Raw genomic sequence first — 689 nt, 5'->3', positions numbered from 1 at the left:
CATCAGCACGGATGAGAAAAAGGCCAACCTATACCGTGCAAGACTCACCATCCACTTGCAGGTGAGCCTGGTACAGTTCACCAGCTTGTCGTACAACGAGGTGGCAAGTGCAGTCATTAATCAAGAGAGGTTGATGAAGGCTGTTGCTGAGGCCGATGAGAAAAAACGGAAAAGGATGATGCCTGGATCCACTGGTAGCGGTAGTTCTAGCGGTGCTCCTCCGAAGTACCGCATGGTGTATACCCCGCCTGGGGGTCAGCTGCGTCGACCACAACAGCAGCAGAATTGGGGCAATCGCCCACAATTCCAACCGCGGCAATTTCAGCAGCAACAGCCGTAACAGCAGCAGCAGCAACAACAGTTCAACCATGCTCCTACTCCACTACAACAGCACACTACCATCAGGCCACCACAACAGTTTCCCGCTAGCAACTTTCCATGCTTCAACTGTGGGAAGATGGGCCACTTCACTCGAGAATACCGCCTACCCAAGCAAAGCAACTCGCCGTGAGCTCCGGCACCCATGGTAAATCAGCAGAGGGCCGAGCAAAAGTTTCCTATGCCATGGATTGGCCGCGCCAACTATACCAATATGGAGGAGATTCCCACGGGAGAAGAAGTGCTAGCAGGTACGTTCTTCCTCAATGAGCATCTCATTATTATTCTATTCGATTCTGGAGCATCACATG

2 protein-coding genes are annotated in these 689 nt (G+C 52.1%); both read left to right on the top strand.

The window, feature by feature from the left end; all coding sequences use genetic code 11:
* Positions 1-340, top strand: a 340-nt coding sequence (locus ACQY6F_RS18960; RefSeq protein WP_428776676.1) for a hypothetical protein, incomplete at its 5' end; no start/stop codon positions are given.
* Positions 341-523: 183 nt separating this feature from the next.
* The coding region (locus ACQY6F_RS18955) for a hypothetical protein (RefSeq protein WP_428776677.1) at positions 524-689 on the top strand (166 nt) is incomplete at its 3' end.

Origin of the sequence: Vibrio sp. (genome assembly GCF_050299255.1) — a bacterium.
GTDB lineage: Bacteria > Pseudomonadota > Gammaproteobacteria > Enterobacterales > Vibrionaceae > Vibrio.
The sequence above is the reverse complement of the archived record's forward strand: the minus strand, read 5'-3'. Positions and strand labels throughout refer to the sequence as shown.